This window comes from Nocardia sp. NPDC050175 (genome assembly GCF_044459885.1).
Taxonomy (GTDB): domain Bacteria; phylum Actinomycetota; class Actinomycetes; order Mycobacteriales; family Mycobacteriaceae; genus Nocardia.
The window spans coordinates 511,547-532,263 of sequence record NZ_JBITJI010000002.1 but is presented as its reverse complement, the minus strand read 5'-3'; the positions used below and the strand labels follow the sequence as shown (position 1 = coordinate 532,263).

At 67.7% G+C, this 20,717-nt stretch carries 18 protein-coding genes and 1 pseudogene; 10 read left to right on the top strand and 9 right to left on the bottom strand.

What is annotated here, in order from left to right:
• Window positions 1-162: 162 nt before the first annotated feature.
• Window positions 163-927, bottom strand: coding sequence for a winged-helix domain-containing protein (locus ACIBK2_RS08045; protein WP_396964912.1), 765 nt, complete (start codon window positions 925-927; stop codon window positions 163-165).
• A 196-nt stretch (window positions 928-1,123) separates the two neighbouring features.
• Here ACIBK2_RS08045 and ACIBK2_RS08040 point away from each other — a divergent pair, with 196 nt between their 5' ends.
• The 6 genes from ACIBK2_RS08040 (at window position 1,124) to ACIBK2_RS08015 (ending at window position 5,372) form a co-directional block, all read left to right on the top strand.
• Window positions 1,124-1,930 (top strand): DUF2993 domain-containing protein, encoded by an 807-nt coding sequence (locus ACIBK2_RS08040; protein ID WP_396964910.1) that lies wholly within the window; start codon window positions 1,124-1,126, stop codon window positions 1,928-1,930.
• On the top strand, window positions 1,927-2,403 hold the full coding sequence (locus ACIBK2_RS08035) for a thioredoxin family protein (RefSeq protein ID WP_396964908.1): 477 nt from the start codon (window positions 1,927-1,929) through the stop codon (window positions 2,401-2,403). The genes ACIBK2_RS08040 and ACIBK2_RS08035 overlap by 4 nt, the downstream gene beginning before the upstream one ends.
• A gap of 287 nt (window positions 2,404-2,690) precedes the next feature.
• A complete protein-coding gene (locus tag ACIBK2_RS08030) occupies window positions 2,691-3,188 on the top strand; it encodes a DUF4395 domain-containing protein (RefSeq protein WP_396964906.1) in 498 nt (165 codons plus the stop codon).
• A gap of 28 nt (window positions 3,189-3,216) precedes the next feature.
• Complete coding sequence (locus ACIBK2_RS08025) at window positions 3,217-4,050, top strand: sulfurtransferase (protein WP_396964904.1); 834 nt, start codon at window positions 3,217-3,219, stop codon at window positions 4,048-4,050.
• 5 nt (window positions 4,051-4,055) lie between these two features.
• Entirely contained in the window at window positions 4,056-4,361 is a 306-nt protein-coding gene (locus tag ACIBK2_RS08020; protein WP_396964902.1) for a DUF1416 domain-containing protein, read from the top strand.
• Between the two features lie 303 nt (window positions 4,362-4,664).
• A complete protein-coding gene (locus tag ACIBK2_RS08015) occupies window positions 4,665-5,372 on the top strand; it encodes an FABP family protein (RefSeq protein ID WP_396964900.1) in 708 nt (235 codons plus the stop codon).
• A 264-nt stretch (window positions 5,373-5,636) separates the two neighbouring features.
• On the opposite strand, the gene cydC is transcribed toward ACIBK2_RS08015, so the two are convergent.
• The 5 genes from cydC to ACIBK2_RS07990 form a co-directional block, all read right to left on the bottom strand.
• Entirely contained in the window at window positions 5,637-7,355 is a 1,719-nt protein-coding gene (gene cydC / locus ACIBK2_RS08010) for a thiol reductant ABC exporter subunit CydC (protein WP_396964898.1), read from the bottom strand.
• A gap of 121 nt (window positions 7,356-7,476) precedes the next feature.
• The gene (locus ACIBK2_RS08005) at window positions 7,477-9,297 is read right to left on the bottom strand and encodes an ABC transporter ATP-binding protein/permease (protein ID WP_396964896.1); all 1,821 of its coding nucleotides are present in this window, start codon (window positions 9,295-9,297) and stop codon (window positions 7,477-7,479) included.
• Window positions 9,298-9,300: 3 nt separating this feature from the next.
• Window positions 9,301-10,332, bottom strand: coding sequence for a cytochrome d ubiquinol oxidase subunit II (gene cydB / locus ACIBK2_RS08000; RefSeq protein ID WP_396964894.1), 1,032 nt, complete (start codon window positions 10,330-10,332; stop codon window positions 9,301-9,303).
• Between the two features lie 10 nt (window positions 10,333-10,342).
• Window positions 10,343-11,833, bottom strand: coding sequence for a cytochrome ubiquinol oxidase subunit I (locus tag ACIBK2_RS07995; RefSeq protein ID WP_396964892.1), 1,491 nt, complete (start codon window positions 11,831-11,833; stop codon window positions 10,343-10,345).
• A gap of 302 nt (window positions 11,834-12,135) precedes the next feature.
• Entirely contained in the window at window positions 12,136-13,056 is a 921-nt protein-coding gene (locus tag ACIBK2_RS07990; protein WP_150403874.1) for an aminodeoxychorismate lyase, read from the bottom strand.
• A 207-nt stretch (window positions 13,057-13,263) separates the two neighbouring features.
• On the opposite strand from ACIBK2_RS07990, the gene ACIBK2_RS07985 reads away from it, so the two are divergent.
• The 4 genes from ACIBK2_RS07985 to ACIBK2_RS07970 all read left to right on the top strand — a co-directional run bounded on the left by ACIBK2_RS07985 (window position 13,264) and on the right by ACIBK2_RS07970 (window position 16,557).
• Complete coding sequence (locus tag ACIBK2_RS07985) at window positions 13,264-14,376, top strand: YgfZ/GcvT domain-containing protein (protein ID WP_396964890.1); 1,113 nt, start codon at window positions 13,264-13,266, stop codon at window positions 14,374-14,376.
• Between the two features lie 113 nt (window positions 14,377-14,489).
• Window positions 14,490-15,224: an MOSC domain-containing protein gene (locus ACIBK2_RS07980; RefSeq protein WP_396964888.1), complete on the top strand. Its 735-nt coding sequence runs from the start codon at window positions 14,490-14,492 to the stop codon at window positions 15,222-15,224.
• Window positions 15,221-16,174, top strand: coding sequence for an asparaginase (locus tag ACIBK2_RS07975; RefSeq protein ID WP_396964886.1), 954 nt, complete (start codon window positions 15,221-15,223; stop codon window positions 16,172-16,174). The genes ACIBK2_RS07980 and ACIBK2_RS07975 overlap by 4 nt, the downstream gene beginning before the upstream one ends.
• A gap of 176 nt (window positions 16,175-16,350) precedes the next feature.
• Window positions 16,351-16,557, top strand: a complete 207-nt coding sequence (locus ACIBK2_RS07970) for a DUF3073 domain-containing protein (RefSeq protein ID WP_357379521.1) — start codon at window positions 16,351-16,353, stop codon at window positions 16,555-16,557.
• Window positions 16,558-16,705: 148 nt separating this feature from the next.
• Here the strand turns inward: ACIBK2_RS07970 and purM are convergent, their stop codons facing one another.
• The 3 genes and pseudogenes from purM to ACIBK2_RS07955 form a co-directional block, all read right to left on the bottom strand.
• Complete coding sequence (gene purM / locus ACIBK2_RS07965) at window positions 16,706-17,782, bottom strand: phosphoribosylformylglycinamidine cyclo-ligase (protein WP_150403869.1); 1,077 nt, start codon at window positions 17,780-17,782, stop codon at window positions 16,706-16,708.
• A gap of 129 nt (window positions 17,783-17,911) precedes the next feature.
• Entirely contained in the window at window positions 17,912-19,603 is a 1,692-nt protein-coding gene (locus ACIBK2_RS07960; protein ID WP_396964883.1) for an ABC transporter ATP-binding protein, read from the bottom strand.
• Between the two features lie 170 nt (window positions 19,604-19,773).
• Window positions 19,774-20,697, bottom strand: a pseudogene (locus ACIBK2_RS07955) (ABC transporter permease); the annotation flags it as partial.
• Between the last annotated feature and the right edge of the window lie 20 nt (window positions 20,698-20,717).

Genomic DNA, 20,717 nt, shown 5'->3' with positions numbered 1-20,717 from the left:
CTACCCGGACAACGTCATTGCGTAGCCCTGCATTTCGCGACAGCGACAGGCCGAGATGCGGCCCCGTCGCTGCGCTTCGAACACCGTGCCGGGCGCGCTGAACGCGACGCGAACACATAATGACGTGACGGTGTTTCGGATTGGGCGGCGGGGCCACCGAGCTCACTGCAGCGAGCCGTTGACCGGAGCGAGCGGCGCGTCGTCCGTGCCCTCCGGGTCGTCCTCCGGGACTGGGACCGATTCTCCCTTGGCTGCCGTCCTCGACGGCCGCACCGCCTTGTAGCCCACATTGCGCACGGTGCCGATGAGCGATTCGTACTCGGTGCCGAGCTTGGCGCGCAGCCGCCGGACGTGCACGTCGACGGTGCGGGTGCCGCCGAAGAAGTCGTAGCCCCACACCTCTTGCAGCAGCTGGGCCCTGGTGAACACCCGGCCCGCATGCTGCGCGAGGTACTTGAGCAGCTCGAATTCCTTGTAGGTCAGATCGAGCGGGCGCCCGCGCAGGCGGGCGGTATAGGTGCCCTCGTCGATCACCAACTCGCCGAGGGTGATCTTGCCGGAGTTCTCCGGGCTGGCCACGCCGCCGTTGCGGCCGACGAGCAACCGCAGCCTGGCGTCGAGCTCGGCCGGGCCGGTGCCGGGCAGCAGGATGTCGTCGAGTCCCCAGTCGGCGTTCACCGCGACCAGGCCACCCTCGGTGAGCACGGCGACCACCGGCACCGACGACCCGGTGCTGCCGAGCAGCCTGCACAGGCCGCGCGCGGCGGCCAGGTCGGTGCGCGCGTCGACCAGTGCGACGTCCGCGGTGCCCGCTTCCAGCAGCGAAGAGACCTCGGTCGGCGCCGGACGCACGTTGTGCGCCAGCAACGACAGTGAGGGCAACACCGCGTCGGGGTTGGGGTCGGAGGTCAGCAGGAGCAGCTCCACAAGCTCTCCTCCCATCTTGTAGCTCCGAGGACAACAGCCGCACTGCCGGGGGCCACGTCGCTGATCACAGGTAATTCGGATGCAAGATTAGCGCGTCAACCCCGATGACCTCGCCATCCGGGTAGCCGAGTCCCGCCGAGTGATATGTCTGATACCAGAAATGCACCGTAGCCCGCCCTCCCGATAAGGTTCAGCAATGCGCAAGCTCATCATCGGGCTGCTGATTCTCGCGGGACTGGCAGTAGTCATTGATTTCAGCGTCGCGGCCTATTCGGAATATCGGGTCTCGCGCGCGCTACGCCAGGGCGCCGATCTCCCCGCCGATCCAGCGGTGGCCATCCGCGGGGTTTCGTTCCTCGGCCAGGCGGTCGGCGGACGCTACGACGACGTCTGGATCAGGGCGAGCGGCAACCTTCCGCATACGCCCGGGGAATACGAATTCGAGGCGAACCTGACCGGCGTGCGGATACCCCTGCACGATCTGGTCGACGGCAGCCTGCGCAACGTGCCCGCGGAGCAGGTGGCGAGCTCGCTGCGGATCGGACCGACCGAGCTCGGCAGGCTGTTCACCATCCCCGACCTGCAGGTGCGCGGCCCGCAGCAGGACAAATCCGACGGCACCGGCGGATCGGGCGGGTCCGGCATGACCTCGACCGGCGACGAGCCGCTGTGCCTGCTCGGCAGCCTGCCGGAACTGCCGACCACCCAGTACGGCAGCAGCAAGGTGTTCGTCCAGGCCGACCTGTCGCTCGACGGTGACCAGGTGAAGGTCGTCGCGACGGGCTTCTGCGCGCAGGCGGGCAACGAGAAGACGATCCCGGAGGCGGCCATCCCCGAGGCCATTCGTCCCGCGGTGCTCGCGCGATTCACCCGTACTATCGACATCAAGGAATTGCCGTTCGGTGTCCATCCCACCAAGGTGCGTGCCGACGGCGGGTGGATCGTGGCGGAGGGCAAGGGTGTGAACGTGACGATCGACCTCGACCGATTGCAGCAACCATGATCGAAATCACAATCCTCGCAGTGATGTTGCTGGCCGCGCTGGCGGTCGGCCTGGTGCTGCGTGGCCGCGACGGCAAGGTCCGCGTGGCCGACGTGCGGCCTCGCGCATCCGCGACTCGCAAGCGCTCTGACACCGAAACCCAGTCGGTGCGGGCCGATCTGCTGGCGTCGGTCGGCGTGACGGGATCCGGTCCGGCCGTGCTGCATTTCTCCGCCGACTGGTGCGGGCCCTGTGCCGCGGTGCGCCGTGTGGTCGCCGATGTCACCGGGCAGCTGGCCGAGTCGCCGCAGCCGCCGCTGGACATCGAGGTGGACATCGACGCCGAGCCGGTGCTCGCCAAGGAACTGAACGTGCTCTCGTTGCCGACCACGTTCGTCTTCGATAGTGAAGGCCGCGAACGCTTTCGGATCTCCGGCGTGCCGAAGGTGACCGATCTGCGTTCCGCGCTCGAGCCGCTGACCATCGCCGCTTAGCGGCCTTGACAGGTTCCTCGGAAAGCTGTGATCAACCCGGGGTCCTTTTCTCCCGCCCGATTAGGTAAACTGCATTCGTGCTTTACAACCACGAGCTGATGCTCACCCGACGCCGCACAGTTGACCTGTGCCGCCTCGGTGGTTGTTGCTGCCTGTGCCGCTGAGCGGTCGGCTTTCTCAGATTTCCTGACGCCGACCTGTGTCCGCCGTGCGAGTGATCTCGTTGATCCCCCGGCGAACTGGCAATTTTCCAGCCATCAGTCGCATCCAGCGCAGGAGTACGCACAATGTCCACAGAAATCCGTAATACTTCGCCGAATCAGCCAATTGCCAACGGGCAGGTCGATGTTCGCGGACCCCGCTTCGCCGCGTGGGTCACCACCGCCGTCCTCGTGCTGGTGCTGATCGCCGCCATCTTCTCCCCCGTCGCCGCCGCGATACTCATTGCCATCCAGGCCGTCGTCTTCGCGGTTGGCGCCGCCTACGGTCCGCGCAAGCATCCGTACGGCCGCCTGTACGCGAAATTCGTCGCGCCGCGGGTGGCCCCGACCACCGAGACCGAACCCGTGCCGCCGCTGAAGTTCGCGCAGCTGCTCGGCCTGGTCTTCGCCGTGGTCAGCCTGCTGGGCTTCGCGCTCGGCTCCACAGTTGTCGGCGCGGTCTTCGCCGGCTTTGCCCTGTTCGCCGCGTTCTTGAACGCGGCGTTCGGGATTTGCCTGGGCTGCCAGATCTATCCCCTGGTCGCCCGTTTCCGCCGGATTACCCCGTCCCCGGCACCGAACTGATCCGCAAGTCATCTCTGAAAGGAACAACATGGCTCGCTCCGATGTCCTGGTCTCCGTGGACTGGGCCGAAGAGAACCTCAACGCCCCCGGCATCGTCTTCGTCGAGGTCGACGAGGACACCTCCGCCTACGACGGTGGCCACATCGAAGGTGCCGTCCGGCTCGACTGGAAGAAGGATCTGCAGGATCAAGTTCGTCGTGACTTCGTGAACCAGGAGCAGTTCTCCGACCTGCTCTCGGCGCGCGGCATCGCGAACGACGACGAGGTAGTCCTGTACGGCGGCAACAACAACTGGTTCGCCGCGTACGCCTACTGGTACTTCAAGCTGTACGGCCACAACAACGTCAAGCTGCTCGACGGTGGCCGCAAGAAGTGGGAGCTCGACGGCCGCCCGCTGTCCACCGACGGCGTCAACCGCCCGGCCACCCAGTACAAGGCCGCCGCCCCCGACGTGACCATCCGCGCGTTCCGCGACGAGGTCATCGCCGCCATCGGCACCAAGAACCTGGTCGACGTTCGTTCGCCCGACGAGTTCTCCGGCAAGATCCTGGCGCCCGCGCACCTGCCGCAGGAGCAGAGCCAGCGTCCCGGCCACATCCCCACCGCCATCAACGTGCCGTGGAGCAAGGCCGCGAACGAGGACGGCACCTTCAAGTCCGACTCCGAGCTCACCGAGATCTACAAGGAGGCGGGCTTGGACGGCGAGAAGGAGACCATCGCCTACTGCCGCATCGGTGAGCGTTCCTCGCACACCTGGTTCGTGCTGCAGGAACTGCTCGGCCACAGCAATGTCAAGAACTACGACGGGAGCTGGACCGAATACGGCTCCCTCGTCGGTGCACCGATCGAGTTGGGAGCGTAAACAACATGTGCGCAGCACCTACCCAGGGTCAGGCCATTCCCGCCGGCGTCGATGTGGAGAAGGAGACGGTCATCACCGGCCGTGTCCTGAGCATCGACGGTCAGCCGGTCGGCGGCGCGTTCGTGCGCCTGCTCGACGGCAACGGTGACTTCACCGCCGAGGTCGTCGCCTCCGGCACCGGCGACTTCCGCTTCTTCGCCGCGCCGGGTGCGTGGACGCTGCGGGCGCTCTCCTCGGCCGGTAACGGCTCGGCGGAGGTTCGTCCGGAAGGCGCGGGCATCCACCCCGTGGACGTCGCGGTCGCCAAGTAAGACAACCGTACGCAGCTAACGGCCCCGGTTGCTTCCCTAGGAGCGCTTGTGAGGACGAATGTCCGAAGCCGCCTATGACGGGAAGCACCGGGGTCGTCTGCGTATCCGGGGCGGGTTGTCGTTAGACTCCAAATGTGGTCCTCTTCTTCGAGATTCTGCTGGTGGCCGTCGCCATCCTCATCGGCTGGTTCGGCCTGTACGTCTTCTACCGGCTGTTCACCGAATCATGAGCGAGCGCGGCGAGCGAATCATGTCGCAGCGTGCATCGCACATGCCTGAGGTGAGCGCCAGCGAGGCTCAGGCATGAGTGATCTCGCGAGCGAAGGTTCCAATCCGGCCGAGCAAGCGAGTGAACAACTGAACGGCAACGGCTCCGCCGATTCGGCTGGTCGCCGCAGCGGCGATCAAGCCGTGTCCGAGGCCGTTGAGCGGGCGAAGTCGACCGGTGCCCGCAACATTCCGGTGCTGCCCGATCTGCCGCTGCCCGAGGACACCGCGAACCTGCGACTCGGGCCGGATCTGAGTTCCTCCATGCTCGCGCTGCTGCCCATGGTCGGCGTGTGGCGCGGCGAGGGCGAAGGCAACCATCCGGAGACCGGTGACTACCGGTTCGGCCAGCAGATCATCGTGGCGCACGACGGCGGCGACTATCTGTCCTGGGAGTCCCGCTCCTGGGTGCTCGACAGCGAGGGCGCCTACAACGCTCCCGATCTGCGCGAGAGCGGCTTCTGGCGGGTCGGCATCGACGGCAACGACGAGGTCATCGAGCTGCTGCTCACGCACAGCACCGGCATCGTCGAGCTCTTCTACGGCCAGGCCCTCACCCAGTCCTCCTGGGAGCTCGCCACCGACGTGGTCATCCGCAGCCAGTCCGGCATCGTCGTCGGCGGCGCGAAGCGTCTCTACGGCATCGTCGAGGGCGGCGACCTGGCTTATGTCGAGGAGCGCGTCGTAGCCGACGGCCCCTTGGAGCCTCGCCTCTCAGCTCGCCTCCAGCGCTACATCGGCTGATCGTTTAATCCGGGCCACTACGAAGTTTGACCGATCCCGGACAAAGAACGACCCCCGAGCCTTACCGGTACGCGGGTTAGACGTACGGGTCCCGTTCGGACTCAAACGGGGGCTCGGGGGCCGGGTGACTGCGTGGAATTCGCTAACGCTCGCGCGGCGAATCACCTGCAGCGGTGGCGCTAGCGCGCAGCCACCTCACGCGTCCTTTGAACATACATTCTTTGAACCACCTCCTTCCTGTGTACAAACGAATGTAGCCACGAGTCAGCAAGTCGGCAACGGAATTTCTCGGTGGGCAGAAGTGGGGACTCCCCGGTCCGCGAAATCGGTCGTGACCTGGGCGGATGCGTCGACCCGGACGATCACGTCGGCGCGGTTGCCCGGCGGAAGTTGATGTGTGACGACGACCACAGTTCGATCGGGTTCGACCAGTCCGCTGTCCGCATCGAGCAAGGCGCACAACAGGTCTGCGCCCGCCTCGGCTTCGAGGTGTTCGGTCGGTTCGTCGAGCAGCAACACTCGGGCCGGCGAGACGAGCGCTCGGGCGAGCAGGATGCGGCGGCGTTGCCCGCCGGAAACAGCGGCGGCGCCACCGACCAGATCGGTGTGTATGCCCTTGGGCAGCGAGTCCAGCCAGTCGCCGAGTCCCACTGTGCGCAGCGCGGTTTCGGCCTCTTCCGCGGTGACGTCGCCGCGCGCGACGCGCAAGTTCTCCAGCACCGAGGTGCCGAACAGGTGGGCGTCTTCGGCGAAGAAAGTGACGCCGGTTCGGGGGGTATCGAACAGGCCCGCCCATTTCATCAGCAGCGTGGTCTTTCCTGCGCCGCTCGGGCCGACGACCGCGATCCGACGGCCCGTGGGGATCTCCGGAAGCTGTTGGGACAGTCGCACTTCGAGCGAATCATCACCTGCTCGACTGCCGACGATCCCGGCACCGCGGGTGCCGCCGTCGAGCCGGATCAGCCGATGCAGCGCAGCCCGAGCGGTGGTCAGCGACTGCGCCGCGGCGAGAAGCGGGCCGACGGCCTCGAAGGCCGAAAGTGGCAGCAGGACAAGCACGGTCAGCGCCATCGGTGTCATCGTACCCGGCGCACCGCCGGACGGACCGTACAGGGTGATGCCGATCAGCAACGCTCCCAGCACGCTTGCGCCGATCGAGAGCGGGGTGGCCGCCGCCGACCACGCGCTGCGGGCAGCCGCTTTGTCCTCCGCCGCGACCGCGCGTCGAGAGGCCTCGCTAGCGGCGTCGAGTGCCGCGTCCAGCCGCCCCGCGACGCGCAATTCGGCCGCGTGGTCGAGCACGGTGAGGGCCTGCGCGGTGAACTCCGCCCGGTCCACGCGCACGGCCTGCTCCGCTTCGCGCGCGGCCATCGCCGACAGCCAGGGGGCGAGAATCCCGGAAAGCGCCAATGCCCCCGCCAGAATCGCCGCCGCACCCACCGAGATCGTGGCGAGCAGGCCGATCGCGATCGCGGACAACACGACAGCGACCGCGACCGGAACGAACACTCGAACCACGACAGCGCCGAGATCGTCTATGTCGCTGCCGATTCGGACAAGCAGATCACCACGCCGCAGCGGCCCGGTATCGCCGGACCGCCCCGCAGCCGACCGCCGACCGGACGGCCTGCGCAACCAGAAGTCGGATCCGGCCAGCGTCCGATACACCGTGGTGCGCGCCGTCGCCATCGCCCGCAACGCGACATCATGGGTGGCCAACCGTTCCAGATACCGGGCCAGGCCACGCGAAATCCCGAGTGCCCGCACAGTCACCACCGCGATACTCAGGTCCAGCACCGGCGGCATCTGCCATGCCCGAGCAATCAACCACGCCGCCAGCGCAGCCAACCCGAGCCCACTGCCGAGCGCCAGCACGCCCCAGGCAACAGCCACCACGACGCGCCATCGGGACAGCTCGAGCAACACCCACATCCGCCGCAGGTCGCTGCGCAACGTAAGCCCGCCGTCCGACGCCGCGCTCATCGCCGCACCACGCCACGATCGTCCACCGCGGCCCACAGCTCGTCCGCTGCGGCACGCACAGCAACGATGCGAGACCACTTCGAATGCGGCCGCCACGCAGCCGAATTGCCCATCACGATCATCAGACCGTCACCTCTGCTGGATCGTTGGCGGCGGCGCGCACCTGAATCACGTGCTCGCCTGCGGCGAGAATCGTTGGGCGGTGGCCGATCACGATCACGGTGGCGCCGGCTCGGGCGCGCTGGCGTAGGGCCGCGAGGACTGCGGTTTCGCTGTCGGGGTCGAGGTGGGCGGTCGGCTCGTCGAGGAGCAAGATCGGGCGGTCGGCGGCCAAGACTCTGGTGAGTGCGAGTCGCTGGCGTTGGCCGAGGGACAGGCCGACGCCGCCGGGGCCGACCACGGTGTCCCAGCGGTCGGGCAACTCGTCCAGCACCGTGTCGAATCCGGTAGCCACGCAGGCGGCTTCGAGGTCGTCGACGACGCGGGTAGGTCCGTGGGCGGTCGGCGAGTCGGCCCGCGCGCCGAACAGTTCCAGGTTTTCGCGCAAGGTGCCGGGTACCAGGACCGGTCGCTGTGGCAGCCACGCCACGTGTGCCCACCATTCGTCCTGACCCAGGTCGCGCAGGTCGACGCCGTCCACGGTCACCGCCCCGCGGTCGGGCACGATCAGGCCGAGGATCGCTTGTGCCGCCGTCGACTTCCCGCTGCCGTTCGGTCCGGCGAGCACCGTCACCACACCTGGGCGCAGTTCGGCCGACAACCCTTCGGGTGCAAAGCCGTTGCGCGCGGCGACGGAAAGGTCGTGCAGCCGGACGACTCCGGCACAGCGCCACGGCTCGGTGGCATCGCTGGTCCGGTCGCGGGAATCTGTTGATTCCGGCACGGATTCGAGGACGGCGAAGGCCTTGTCGGCAGCCGCCATTCCGTCCTGTGCGGCATGAAAACGCTCGCCCACCATCCGCAGTGGCAGATACACCTCCGGAGCCAGCACGAGCGCAACCAGGCCCGCGTACAGGCTCATCTCGCCGTACACCAGCCGCAGGCCGATGGACACCGCGATCAGCGCCACGCTCAGCGTCGCTAGCAGCTCCAGCACCATCGAGGACAGGAACGCGATCCGCAGCGCCCGCATGGTCCGCTGCCGCAACGCATCGCCGAGCTCGCGCACGCGGTGCGCCATCGTGCCGACGCGCATCGCCGAGGGATCATCCTCGCCCGGTGCGGAACTCCCAGCGACGCCACTGTCCGGTCTCGAATCCCGTTCGTGCAGAGCCGATTCGCCGCGCTCCCGCCCGAGGGCCCGCAGCGTCGGCATCCCGGCGAACAGATCGAGCAGTTGATCCGACAGCCGAGTGGTGGCGGCGAGTGTCGCCTCGGCCCGCCCCTGGGTCAGCAGCCCGATCAGGATCATGAAGACCGGAATCAACGGCAACGTGATCACCACGATGAGCCCCGAGACCGGATCGTGGATCGCGATGACCGCCAACACGATCGGTGGCACCAGGACCGCAAGCAGCAGGGCGGGAACGTATCCGATCAAGTATCCGCGCAGCCCGGACAATCCGGTGCCGACCACCACCGCGAGTTCGGTTCTGCGGCTTTCGAGTTCCCGCGGCGGCAGCTGCGCACCTGCGGTGAGTACGGCGGTTTCGAGCTCCGCCACCACGCCCGCGCCGGCCCGATGCGCCAGCCGCGATTGCAGCCAGGTGGCGAGCACCCGGCAGGCGACGGCGAGCGCGAGTACCAGCAGCTCCGTCGTCCACGCACCGAGCGTGCGCTGACCGGGATCGGTGACGACCCCGGCCAGCACCCAAGCCAGCATGACCGCCGCGACCACGATCGATCCGGTGATCAGCACGGACAGTGCGACACTCAGCGCCAGGTAGCGACGGGCCGAGCGGGCATACCGCCACAGGCGCGGATCGATCGGCGGGCGGGCCATAGCTCAGTCCTTCACGGGTCCCAGCGGCAAGCCGACCGGTGCGGGGATCTGGTCGACGGTGATCCGCTTGCGGAACACCCAGTACGTCCAGCCCTGGTAGACCAGCACGACCGGCGTGACGAGCACCGCCGCCCAGCTCATCACCTTCAGCGTGTACGGGGTGGACGACGCGTTGTGGATGGTCAGGTTGAACGCCGCATCGATGGTGGAGGGCAGCACATTCGGGAACAGCGACCCGAACAGCAGCGTGGTCGCCGCCGCCACCGTGACGGTGGTGCCGAGGAAGGCCCATCCGTCGCGGTCGGCGAACACCGAGACTGCGGTCGCGGCGAGCCCGATCACCGCGAGCGCCAACGGAATCCACGTCCATCCGGTGCCGTAGGCCAGCTGCGTCCAGAATCCGAACACGCCGACGACCACGACCGTCGGCACCAGCAGCAGCTTGGCCGTGCGCTGTGCGTCGTCGCGCACCTCGCCGCCGGTCTTCAGTCCGAGGAAGACCGCGCCGTGCAAGGCGAACAGCAGCGCGGTGGTCAGCCCGCCGAGCAGGGCGTACGGGCCGAGCAGGTCCCACACCGAACCGGCGAATTGCTTCTTCTGGTTCAGCGGCACCCCGCGCACGATATTGGCGAAGACCCAGCCCCACGCGAGTGCCGGTATCCAGGAACCGATTCCGATGCCGAGGTCGCAGCGGGCCCGCCAGCGCGGGTCGTTGATCTTGCCGCGATATTCGATGGCGCAGATGCGCAGGATCAACGCGACGAGCAGCAACAGCAGTGCCAGATAGAAGCCGGAGAACATGCTCGCGTACCACTCGGGGAACGCCGCGAACATGGCGCCACCGGCGGTGATCACCCACACCTCGTTGCCGTCCCATACCGGACCGATCGTGTTGAGCACCACCCGCCTTCGGGTATCGGAACCCCGCCCGAGGATCGGCATCAGCATCCCGACCCCGAAGTCGAAGCCCTCCAGCACGAAGTACCCGGTGAACAGCACCCCGATCAGCACGAACCAGAACTCTTGCAGACTCATCGTCGGCTCCCTAGTACGCGAACGAAAGTTGTTCGACGGCAGGCTCTTCAGTGCGATGCCTACCCGGGCCACCGGTGTCGTCGGGCCCGTCGGCGACCACCGCCGCCGGATCAGGGCCGTGGATCACGTAGCGCCGCATCAGGTAGAACCACACGACCGCCAGCGAGCCGTACAGCAGCGTGAAGACGATCAGCGAGAACAGCACCACGCCGGCCGAATGGTTCGAGACGCCCTGCTGCACCATCAGCCGCAGGTTCAGATCGCCCGTCGGGTTGGGCGCGACAACCCAAGGCTGGCGGCCCATTTCGGTGAACACCCAGCCCGCGCTGTTGGCCAGGAACGGCGTCGGAATCATCAGCACGCTGAGCCAGGAGAACCAGCGCTGGTTCGGCACTCGGCCGCGGCGGGTCAGCCACAGTCCGGCCAGGGCCAGCAGGGCCGAGCCCGCCGCCAGGCCGATCATGGCGCGGAACGACCAGTAGGTGACGAACAGGTTCGGCCGGTAGTCGCCGACGCCGTACTTCTCGTTGTATTCCTGCTGCAGGTTGACCACGCCGGGCAGGGTGACGCCGCTGAATTCGCCCTTGGCCAGGTACGGCAGCACCACCGGCACCTCGAGCACGTGCGCGACGCTGTCGCAGTTGTTGTGCGTGCCGACCGTCAGAATGGAGAAATCGGGATCGGTTTCGGTGTGGCACAACGATTCCGCCGAGGCCATCTTCATCGGCTGCTGCTCGAACATCAGCTTGCCCTGGGTGTCACCGGTGAAGAACAAGCCGACCAGCGACACCATCATCACCCAGATGCCGACCAGCGCCACCGGCCGCCACATGGTGCGCGCCTCCGCCAACTGGGCGGCATCCCCGCTGCGCGCCTTGCGCACCATCCACCAGCCCGCGATGCCAGCCACGAAAGTGCCTGCCGTGACAAAGGATCCGGCGACCACGTGCGGAAAGGCCGCCAGCAGTGTGTTGTTGGTGAGCACCGCGACGATGCTGTTGAGCTCGGCCCGCCCGGTCTCCGGGTTGAACCGCGCCCCGACCGGATGCTGCATGAACGAGTTCGCGGCGACGATGAAATACGCCGACGCGTTCACACCGATCGCGACCATCCAAATCGTCGCCAGGTGCGCGAGTTTCGGCAATCGGGACCAGCCGAAGATCCACAGCCCGAGGAAGGTCGACTCCATGAAGAAGGCGACCAGACCCTCCAGCGCGAGCGGCGCGCCGAACACGTCACCGACGAAGCGCGAGTACTCGCTCCAGTTCATCCCGAACTGGAACTCCTGCACGATGCCGGTGGCCACGCCGAGCGCGAAGTTGATCAGAAAAAGCTTGCCGAAGAACTTGGTCAGTCGAAGCCAGTGATCCTTCCCGGTGATCACCCAGGCCGTCTGCATGGCGGCGACCAGCGGAGCGAGTCCAATAGTCAGCGGCACCAACAGAAAGTGGTAGACCGTCGTGATGCCGAACTGCCATCGAGAGATGTCCAGGGCGTTCATGACTGCTCCTCGCTGACGCGCGGCTCCGTCATGACCGCCGAGGCGGCTGTGCCTCTGGTTCGCTCGCTGCGCTCACTCATCGGCCACGACCTCCTCGTCGTCTACGACATTACGTAGTAATAGTACGTCGGAGGCGGTCCAGAACAATGAGTCCTACACCACGACACACCGGCTCGATCGGCCGTCAGCTGCGGTTTTCCGAGCTCGCCGAACCCCGAGGCCATGCGAGTAGGACGCACATCACGCCGGCAGACTCCCCCGTCAGCGTCCGGTGCGGGCAGTCACCGTTCGCTGCGGGCAAGTCACCAATCGCCGATAGCGCCCGCTCGCTCGATACCGCGATCAACCAGATCGATGATTTCCTGCGCGTTGTCCGGCGCCGACATCCGCAGCCCGTCCAGCGAATTCACCCGCGCCGCCAGCGAGATGCTGGACATCATCCACACGCTGTCGCAGGTGAGCAGGTCGGCGGTGAACAGCGACTTGTAGACGCACTCCCACCCGGCCTTCTCCGCCTCGGCGAACAGCGCGCGCTGGGTGACGCCCGGCAGCACACCGTTCTTCGCGGGCGGGGTGATCAGCTGCTTGTCCCGCGCGATCACCACCGACGAGCGCGGACCTTCCAGTACCCGGTTCTCGGTGCTGGTGAAGATCGCATCGTCGGCACCCATCCGCGCCGCGAACCGCAGCGCCGCCATGTTCGACGCGTAGGACAGCGTCTTCGCGCCGAGCAACTGCCACGGCGCGGCCTGCGCCAGATCGATCGAGATGCCGCGGGACAGGGTCACCACCGAGACGCCCTCGGTGCGCGCCTTCTGCACCCGATCCGGCACCGGCAGCACGAGCACATACGCGGTGGGCACCGGAACGGCGGCGGCCAGATCGCCGCTCGTCACCTTCTCGGCCACGCCGGATAGCTCGCTGTCGCGCCCCCGGGTCAGCACCAGCCGCATCACGCCTTCGCGGTCGGTGCCCCACTCCTTCGCGGCCCGCTCGACGGCCTCGCGCCAGCGCCCGATCTCGGGCTCGGGCAGATCGAGCGCCTGCGCGGAGCGGCGCAGCCTGCCTAGATGAAATTCGATCGCGCACGCGTTGCCCGCGCGCACCAGCACCGTTTCGAAAATACCGTCGCCACGCAATACGCCGATGTCGTCCGCATACAACAACGGCGCGTCCGCATCCCGGACCGCGCCGTCGAGAGAGACAAGAACCCGATCTACCATGCGTCGAGACTAGGCGGTGTTGCAATGTCTCGCCTAGGTCACGGCAGACTTCGCGGCATCTTTTACAACCTGCCCCTTCAGGTTCACTAACACGACTCGAGCGCGACTTCACGAACGCCTCCCGGCGGCCTCGGGTCCGCGCGTTCGCAAGCGCTCCCGGCAGCCCCGGTTCCGGCACCCCGCGCCGACCCCGCCTACAGTGGAAACGTGTCCGTGGTCGTTGCGCCCAGCCCTATCCTCGCTGTTTCGGGAGCCGTCGCGGGAGCGCCGGGTTCCCCCGATGCCGCCGTCGCGTGGCACTACGGCGATCCGCTCGGTGAACAACGCGCCGCGGTAGACCGCGCGGCAGTCATCGATCGCTCGCATCGTTTCGTCCTCCAGATCACCGGCGCCGAGCGGCTGACCTGGCTGCACACCATCTCCAGCCAGCACATCGCCGCGCTGAGCGACGGGCAGTCGGCGGAGAACCTCGACCTCGACCTCAACGGCCGGGTGCTGAACCACTTTGTGCTCACCGAGTTGGACAGCACGGTCTGGATCGACACCGAGGGCGACCGTGGCCCGGCGCTGCTGGACTTCCTGAAGAAGATGGTCTTCTGGGCCGACGCTCAACCGACCGAGGCCGAGTACGCGGTCTTGAGCCTGCTCGGCGCGAAGGCCGCCGAGGTCATCGCAGCCATCGGCGTCGCGACCCTGCCCGGCACCTACGAGGCGGTCGCACTGCCCGGCGGCGGATTCCTGCGGCGGATGCCGTGGCCGACCGCCGACTCCTTCGATCTGCTCATCCCCCGCGCGCAACTCGCCGAGTGGTGGACCCGGCTGACCGAGGCCGGTGCCGAACCGGCGGGCATGTGGACCTTCGAGGCGCTGCGGGTCGCCGCCGTGCGACCGCGGATCGGTCTGGACACCGACGAACGCACCATCCCGCACGAGGCCCGCTGGATCGGCGGGGTCGCCGAATTCGGCGCCGTGCATCTGGACAAAGGCTGCTACCGCGGCCAGGAGACCGTGGCGCGGGTGCACAACCTCGGCAAGCCGCCGCGGCACCTGGTGCTGCTGCACCTGGACGGTTCGGCCGACGAGCGCCCCGAGATCGGCGCGGACATCACCGCGGGCGGCCGCGCGATCGGCCGCCTCGGCACCGTCATCGACCACTACGAACTCGGTCCGATCGCGCTCGCGCTGATCAAACGCACCGTCCCCGCCGACACCGCCCTGACCGCCGGGCCGGCCGCCGCCGCCATCGACCCGGACTCGGTGCCCTCGGACGACGAACCCCAGGCGGGCAGGCTCGCCGTCGATCGGCTCCGCGGACGCTGACCAGCGGCCATGAGCATCGAATACCGAAGGGGCACAGGCCTCGCGTTCAGCGACGCACTCTCCACCCCGAATTCCCGACAGCGCCCGACTACGTGACGAGAGGAGTGACTCCGATGCGAACTGATGATTCCGGCCAGGTGCTGGCCGTGTGTGTGGTGCACGCCGAGCTCGACGTCCCGGGCCGGGTCGGCAAGACAGCCATCGACAAGCGCCCGATGCCGGGCCGGGTACCGGTGCGCACGCTCGGTCTCGACGGCGATCACGTGTGCGACACCAAGCACCACGGCGGCGTGCACCAGGCCGTCTACGCCTTCGCCGACGAGGACGCCCGGCGCTGGGGCAGCGAGCTCGATCGGGAGTTGCCCGTCGGCTGGTTCGGCGAGAACCTGCGCATCGCGGGCCTGCCGGTCAGCGACGCGGTGCTCGGCGCCCGCTGGGCCATCGGCGACACGCTGCTCGAGGTGAGCGCGCCGCGGGTGCCGTGCGCCACCTTCCAGCACTGGAGCGGAGAAGCCCAGTGGGTCAAGCGATTCACCAGGCAGGGCGACACCGGCGCCTACCTGCGCGTGCTCACCGAGGGCACGATCGGCGCGGGCGACCCGGTGTCGGTGGTGCACGTCCCCGACCACGGCATCACCGTTCGTGACCTGTTCACCGGCGACGACCCGGACCTGCTCGCGATCCTGCTCGCCGCCGAGCCGACCCTGTCCGACGACGCGCGCAGGCAGATCGAACGCCATGCCCGCAGGCACACCAACGCCGACCGCGCCGCAGCCCGCCGCGCCGACGAACCAGTAAGTCAGGCCACGCGACGTGGCGCCGAACTCGACACGGGAGCGCAACTGTGAGTGTGGAACTGGTCGAAGTAGTCCGCTCCGGCTTCCGCGAGTGCGTGCACCGCGGCTCGGCCGTCATCCTCGATCCGACCGGTGAGCCGACGCTCGCCCTCGGCGAGGTGCATCTGCCGATCTTCCCCCGCTCGACCAACAAGCCGATGCAGGCGATCACCTTGCTGCGCCACGGGTTCGAGCCGGTCGACGACGCCGAGCTGGCCATCGCGACCGCCTCGCACTACGGCGAGCCCGACCACGTCGCGCTGGTGCGCAGGCTGCTCGACCGCTTCGGCTTCGACGAGAAGTCGCTCGAGTGCCCGCCGGATCTGCCGGTCGACGACAAGGCGCGCGCGGCCGTGCTTTCGGGTTCGCACGAACCGCGCCGCATCTACATGAACTGCTCTGGAAAGCACGCCGCGATGCTGGCGACCTGCGCGATCAACGGCTGGCCGACCGAGGGCTATCTCGACGAGGCGCATCCGCTGCAGCAGGCGGTCATCGCCACCGTCGCAGACCTCACCGGCGAACCCGAGACCGATCTCGGCATCGATGGCTGTGGCCTGCCGATCATTCCGGTGTCGCTGGTGAACCTGGCCCGGGTGTTCGCCACCATGGCGACCGCCGATGCCGACGCGCCGGAGCGCCGCGTCGCCGACGCCATTCGCGCCCATCCGCGAGTGATTTCCGGCACCAACGCACCCGATCTGCTGACCATGCAGGCCACCCCCGGACTGGTCTGCAAGATCGGTGCGGACGGAGTGCACGCGGGTGCGCTGCCCGACGGAACGGCCTTCGCATACAAGATCGAGGACGGCAGCGACCGGGCCCGAATCCCCCTGACGCTGGCTATTTTGCGCCGGATCGGCGTCGACTGGACCGACGCGCACACCGCGCTCGCGGCCCCCGCGGTGCTCGGCGGCGGGGCCAGGGTCGGCGTGATTCGGGCGATCCCCGGGGTGCTCTGACCGCGCGGACCGAGGGCGACAAACGGGCAAACGGAACCACTTCGGAGGTTCTTCACCCACTCCTGGAAGCGGGACGGCCGGACACACGCTAAAGTGTCTGTCAGGAAGAGTATTAATTCGAACGGGGCCGCCAACCAAACCCCAGGCCGCCCCGCAGTGACGCGAGGGGGTCAGCCATGGGCCGTGGCCGGGCTAAGGCAAAGCAGACCAAAGTCGCACGCGAGCTGAAGTACAGCAGCCCGCCGAGCGACTTCGCGAGCCTTCAGCGCGAGCTTTCGGGTAGCCCCCACTCCCAACGGAGTGGTGTGCTGTCCGATGAGCACGACGCGGACAAGTCCTCTACCCAATTTGAAGAGGACGACTACGACGACTGGCGCCGCTGACTCGAAGCAACGTTCGAAAGGGGAGGTCAGCGTGCCTCCTCTTTCTCGCGTAGCCGCGCGTTGACGGATAACGCCGAAAAGCCTTACAACACACCAGCGTCCCGCATCTAAACGATGCGGGACGCTGGTTTGCGTTTGTGTACCGGTCTCAGAACCGCGGGTGTTCGCCCACCAGAACCGCACGCAGGGCGTCGGAATCCTTGGCCTTCTTCACGGTGCCGAGGGTCCAGCACTCGATGTGCCGGGCGGTCAGCACGGCCAGTGCCCGGTCGACGTCCTCGGGGGCGACGATGGCGACCATGCCGACGCCCATGTTGAACGTCTTCTCCATCTCGACCCGCTCGACCCGGCCGCGCTGGGCGATCATCTTGAACACCGGCGCCGGGTTCCAGGTGCCGCGATCCAGCTCGGCCACCATGCCCGCGGGCAGCACCCGGCCCAGGTTGGCGGCCAGTCCGCCGCCGGTGACGTGCGCGAAGGTGCGCACATCGGTCTCCGCGATCAGCGCGAGGCAGTCCTTGGCGTAGATCCGGGTCGGCTCGAGCAGTTCCTCGCCGAGCGTGCGGCCGAACTCCTCGATGTGCCCGGTGAGCGACATCCGGTCGATGTCGAGCAGCACCTTGCGGGCCAGGCTGTAGCCGTTGGAGTGCAGGCCGGACGAGCCCATCGCGATGACCACGTCACCGGGCCGCACCCGGTCCGGGCCGAGCACCGCGTCGGCCTCGACCACGCCGACACCGGTCGCGGACAGGTCGTAATCGTCGGGGTCCATCAGGCCGGGATGTTCGGCGGTCTCGCCGCCGAGCAGCGCGCAGCCGGCCCGCACACAGCCCTCGGCGATGCCGGAGACCAGTTCGGCGACCTTCTCCGGAACCACCTTGCCGATGGCGATGTAGTCCTGCAGGAACAGCGGCTCGGCGCCACACACGACGAGGTCGTCGACGACCATGGCGACCAGGTCGAGGCCGACGGTGTCGTGCTTGTCCATCGCCTGTGCGACCGCGATCTTGGTGCCGACCCCGTCAGTGGACGCGGCGAGTAGTGGTTCGCGGTAGCCGCCCTTCAGCGCGAACAGCCCGGCGAACCCGCCGAGGCCGCCCTGAACCTCGGGTCGGCTCGCCTTCTTCGCCAATGGCCCGAACAACTCGACTGCGCGGTCACCTGCCTCGATATCCACGCCTGCCGCGGCGTAAGAGGCACCACCACTGGGGGTCTGTTCAGTCATTTTCGGGGAGAGCTCCAAACCGAATCGGCGGATAGATGCCTGCTCACGCTACCGGAACCCGATAACGACGTTGCACCGGTATTGGCTCACCCTATTGACAATCGGGTGAGCCAAACCGTATTGCGACAATCAGCTAGCGGCGTTGGCGAACAACGCTGCGGTCTCCGCGCGGCGTCTGCGCTGCTCCACCGGATCTGGCACCGGTACCGCGGCCACCAGGCGCTGCGTGTACTCCTCGGTCGGCGCCCGCAGAATGCGATCACGATCACCCTGCTCGACCACCGCGCCGTTGCGCAGCACCACGATCCGGTCGGCCAACTGGTCGACCACCGCGAGATCGTGGCTGATGAACAGGCAGGCCCAACCGCATTCGCGTTGCAGCTGCCCGAACAGCTCGAGCACCGCCGCCTGCACGGAGACGTCGAGCGCGCTGGTCGGCTCGTCGGCGACGAGCAGATCCGGGTCCAGGACCAAGGCCCTGGCCAGGCTCGCGCGCTGACGCTGACCGCCGGACAGCTCGTGCGGATACCGCCGCTCGGTGCCTGCGGGCAGTTGCACATCGTCGAGCAGTTTGCGCACCCGTGCCTTGATCTCCGCGCCGCTGCCCATCTTGTGCACGAGCAGCGGCTCGGCCACGCACTCGCCGACGGTGAGCCGCGGGTTCAGCGAGCTGGCCGGGTCCTGGAACACGAACCCGAAGCGCCGCCGGATCGGCTTCATCTTGCGCCCGGACATGCCCGCGATGTCCTGCCCGCGGATCTTCACCAGGCCCGAGGTCGGGCGTTGCAGCGCGGCGACGCAGCGGCCGATGGTCGACTTACCCGAGCCGGATTCGCCGACCAGGCCGAGGGTTTCGCCGGGCCCGATGCAGAGATTCACATCGTCGACCGCGCGGAACGCGGGCCGCCCGAACGAACCGGGGAACTCGACGACAAGATCGCACACCTCGAGCACCGGCTCGGCGGTCGGCGCGACCTCTTCGGCCGGACCGTGTGCCAGCTGCTCGGTGCCGAGGTGTGGCACGGCCGCGAGCAGCGCCCTGGTGTAGTCCTCCTTGGGACTGGCGAACAGTTCGTCCACCGGAGCCTGCTCGACCACCTTGCCGTTGCGCATCACCACGACGCGGTCGGCCAGGTCGGCCACCACACCCATGTTGTGGGTGATCAACACGATGGCACTGCCGATCCGGTCGCGCAGATCACGCAGCAGCTCCAGGATTTCGGCCTGCACCGTCACGTCGAGCGCCGTGGTCGGCTCGTCGGCGATGATCACCTTCGGCTCGCAGGCGATGGCGATGGCGATCACCACGCGCTGCTTCTGGCCGCCGGAGAGCTGGTGCGGGTAGTAGTCCACCCGATGCTCCGGGTCAGGCAGGCCCACCATGCGCAGGAGTTCTATCGCCCGCGCCTTCGCATCCTTCTTGCTCATCTTCGAATGCGCGCGCAGCGCCTCGCAGATCTGGAAGCCGACGGTGAACAGCGGGTCGAGCGCGAGGCCCGGCTCCTGGAACACCATCGAGATGGCGCCGCCACGCAGCGCGGTGAGCTGCCGCTCGTTCATCGAGGTGATGGCCTCGGTGCCGAGAGTGACCAGCCCGCGCACCCGCGCGGTCAGCGGCAACAGGCCCATCGCGGTGCGCGAACTCACCGACTTGCCCGAGCCGGACTCCCCGACGATGGCGAGCACCTCACCGGGGAACACCTCGTAGGAGACGTCGGTGACCGCGTAGACGGGTCCGGCGTCGGTGGCGAAGGTGACCGACAGCGATTCGATGGACAGCGCCGGTTTGCTGCGGTCGGTGACCACTGGTGTGTTACTCATGGTGTCTCCTTCGCGGCGGTGCGGTCCTTGACCAGATCGACGTCGTCGCCAACGGCTTTCACGCCGTCGGTGTCGACTTCGTCTGTGTCGCTCGCACTGTCGAGCTCGTTCGGGTCGGCGACCTCGACGCCCGCGACGGTGATCGCATCGCCCGGCGCCGCGGCGACCGCACGGCGGGTACGCAGCACCGGGTTGAGCACCTCGTTGAGGCTCTCACCCACCAGCGTCATGCCGAGAACCACCAGCACGATGGCGACACCCGGGAAGATGCCGGTCCACCAAATGCCGTTGGAGACATCGGACAACGCCTTGTTCAGGTCGTAGCCCCACTCGGCCGCCTGGGTCGGCTCGATGCCGAACCCGAGAAAGCCGAGCCCCGCGAGGGTCAGGATGGCTTCGGACCCGTTGAGGGTGACGATCACCGGCAGCGACTGGGTGACGTTGGCGAAGATGTGCCGGAACAGGATTCGCGCAGTGGACGCGCCGGTGACCCGGGCGGCATCCACGTACGGCTCGTTCTTCACCGAGACGGTCGCGTTGCGCACCACCCGAAAGTATTGCGGCACAAAGACGGCCGTGATGGCCACCGCCGCGGAGAGCACGCCGCCCAGGCTGGTCGACCGGCCGCCCGCGACCACGATGGACACCACGATCGCCAGCAGCAGCGTCGGGAAGGCGTACATCGCGTCCATGAACAGCACCAGCACCCGGTCGAACCAGCGGCCGAGGTAGCCGGACAGCAGGCCGAGCGGCACGCCGACGAACAGCGAGAGCACCAGCGAGATCACGATGACGAACAGCGCGGTGCGCGCGCCCCAGATCACCCGGGAGAACACGTCCTCGCCGCGCACCGAGGTACCGAACCAGTGGTCGGCCGACGGCGCCTGCTGGCGCACGAAATCGACGCCGTCGGCGGCACTTTGCGCGAAACCGTAGGGCGCGAGCAGCGGCGCGAAGATCGCCGCGAGGGCGAAGAGCGCGACCAGGCTCAAACCCAGGATCAGGGTCGCGCGCTGCAATCCGGCGGTCATCGAGAACAGCCGAAGGCCGGGTATGCCGCGCTTTGCCGACGGCGGTACCACCGGCGTGGTCACGGGCTCGTTCAACAATTCCG